This is a genomic window from Kocuria sp. (genome assembly GCF_030536815.1).
GTDB lineage: Bacteria > Actinomycetota > Actinomycetes > Actinomycetales > Micrococcaceae > Kocuria > Kocuria gwangalliensis.
The window spans coordinates 1-2,462 of record NZ_JAUNPE010000248.1 but is presented as its reverse complement, the minus strand read 5'-3'; the positions used below and the strand labels follow the sequence as shown (position 1 = coordinate 2,462).

Below are 2,462 nucleotides of genomic sequence, written 5' to 3'. Positions count from 1 at the left end.
ATGTCGAAGAAGATGCCGGTGCGGATCATGCGGGTGATGGGTACGGCGCCGGTGCCGTAGACGATCGCGTTCTGCGGGGTGGAGACCGGGAGCATGAACCCGAAGGATGCGGCGAAGGTCGCAGCCATGGCCGGAACGAACGGGTCAACACCCATGGCCTGACACAGCGGGATCACGATCGGCACGATCACCGCCGCGGACGCCGTGTTGGACGTGGTCTCCGAGATCAACACGGCCAGCACCGCGGAGAACACGGTGATCGTCACGACATTGGTGATGTTCAGATTTTCGGATGCGCCGGTGCCAATGGTTTCCGCCAGGCCTGTCTCGGCGAGCAACGAGCCGAAGATGATGCCGGTGCCGAACAGGAGAATGGTTCCCCAGTCGATCTTGGCGGCGTCGGACCAGGTGAGGGTTGCTTCGCGCTTCTTCCAATTGGTGGGCAGGATGAACAGCAGGGATGCGCCCAAGACGGCCACGATGCCCTCGTCGAGCCGGTCATCCACAAAGATGTAGGCGTCGGACTCGGTGCCACCCACCAGGCTGACGACCGCCGGGAGCAACCAGAGAGTCACCGTGAAACCGAACGCGACCAGCGTGTTCTTCTCGGCCCGAGACATGGGCCCCTGTTCTTCCCGATGCTGACGGACGTATTCCTCCACGCCCTCGATCTGGCGAATCTCAGGCCTGTTGAGCAGGACCATGATGATCGTCAGAACAATGAACATGGCCAGACAGACCGGGAACGCAATGGCCATCCACTGGGCGAACGAAATGCGGGTTCCGGTGGCTTCTTCGATGAGGCCGCGGCCGATCAGGTTGGGCGGGGAGCCGACCGGGGTCAGCAGGCCACCCACGCTGGCGCCATAGGCAAGCATGAGCAACAAGGCCGCGCCCACGCGCAGTCGCAGCGGGTCGAAGTTGGCCTTGACCACGCCGCGGTCCTGCATCATCTCTGCAATGACCGCCAGGATGCCCAGCGCGGTGGGCATGAGCATGGCCACGGTGGCGGTGTTGGAGACGAACGCGGAGAGAATGCACGTGATCACGCCGAACGCAATGATGATCCGGTACGTGGATCTACCGACGCCCGGTAACGACAGCACCGCAAGCGCGAGCCGTTGGGCAATGCCGTGTTTGAGCATTGCGGCGGCCAGGATGAACGCTCCGATGAACGTGAAGATCGTGGTCGAGCCGAACGGCGCCAGGACGTCCCCGGCCGGGGCCACGCCAAGTATCACCACCGCAGCCACCCCTATGAGACCACCCACCGGAATGGGTACGGGCTCACAGATCCAGAGGATGATCACGCCCAGCAGCACGGCGGCCAGGGTGTGCTGATTCCGTTCCAGGTTCAGCGGCAGCAGCGCGAAAATGATGGCGACGGCCGGAGCCAGGAACAGCCCCGTGGTCTGGCGCGCGCGTTCGAACTTTTCTTCTCGCGGGGACAACGTCTGTTCGCTGAGACTGCGGAAGGTCTTGCCACCCAGCAGGGCGGCGCGCACGTCGGTGCGCTGTGATGAGCGGGCGGTGTCGGCGGACTCGGATTCCTGCGTGGTCATGGCGAAAGCCTTTCGTCGCGGTCATCGCGGGATACACACACCATGCGCCTGTGACTTGCATCACGTCCAAGGCTTGTTATCTACTGAACGCATAGGCAAAACCAATGGATCAGGGGTATGACGCGTGGATGTCAGGCAACTGACGTACTTCCTGGCGGTGGTCGATCACGGCGGATTCACTCGCGCCGCGGAGCATCTGATCATCGCCCAACCCTCACTGTCGCAAACAATTAAAGGCCTGGAGCGGGAGCTCGGCGTCTCACTGTTCCATCGCATCGGGCGGCGAGTGGTGCTCAGCAAAGCCGGACACGAACTGCTCGGCCCCGCCCGACTCGTGGTGCGGGATCTGGAGGCGGCCCGCAGCGCCGTCGACAATGTGCGCGGGGTGCGCAGCGGACGGCTGGACATGATCGCAATGCCATCTCCCGGGATCGAGCCGCTGACCGCGATGATTGCCGCGTACTCGCGCGCCCACCCGGCCGTGACGCTGAACGTGGACGCAGCCTTCACCGCCGAGGAGGTTCTCGATTCCGTGCGCACCGGCGGCGCGGAAATCGGCATCCTGGGCACCAAAGTCCCCTTCCGCTCCGGGGACGTGAAGGTCCTACACCTCGAACAGCAGCCCCTGGTGCTCATCGTGGCCCCGGGGACGGACGCTTTCGACGGCGCGGACACCATTGACCGCGATGACCTGGCCGGGCATCGGATTGTGGCCTCGCAGCAGGGGTCGCTCATGCGCCTGATGGTCGACGACACCCTGGCCCACGGCGTGCCCCTGCAGATCGTCGCGGAGGTCGCCCACCGCACCTCCGTGCTGCCCCTGGTCCTGGCCGGGGTGGGGCACGCGGTCATGCCGTCCTCGTGGACGCCACTCGCGCACCAGGCCGGTCTGCGCGTGGT

General features: G+C 64.7%; 2 protein-coding genes. One reads left to right on the top strand and one right to left on the bottom strand.

Annotated features, from left to right (window positions below; translation table 11 throughout):
* Positions 1-1,562, bottom strand: a 1,562-nt coding sequence (locus Q4E95_RS12805; protein WP_303383668.1) for a DASS family sodium-coupled anion symporter, incomplete at its 3' end; no start/stop codon positions are given.
* 124 nt (positions 1,563-1,686) lie between these two features.
* Between Q4E95_RS12805 and Q4E95_RS12800 the strand changes: the two genes are divergently transcribed.
* On the top strand, positions 1,687-2,462 hold a 776-nt coding region (locus tag Q4E95_RS12800; protein WP_303383667.1), incomplete at its 3' end, for a LysR family transcriptional regulator.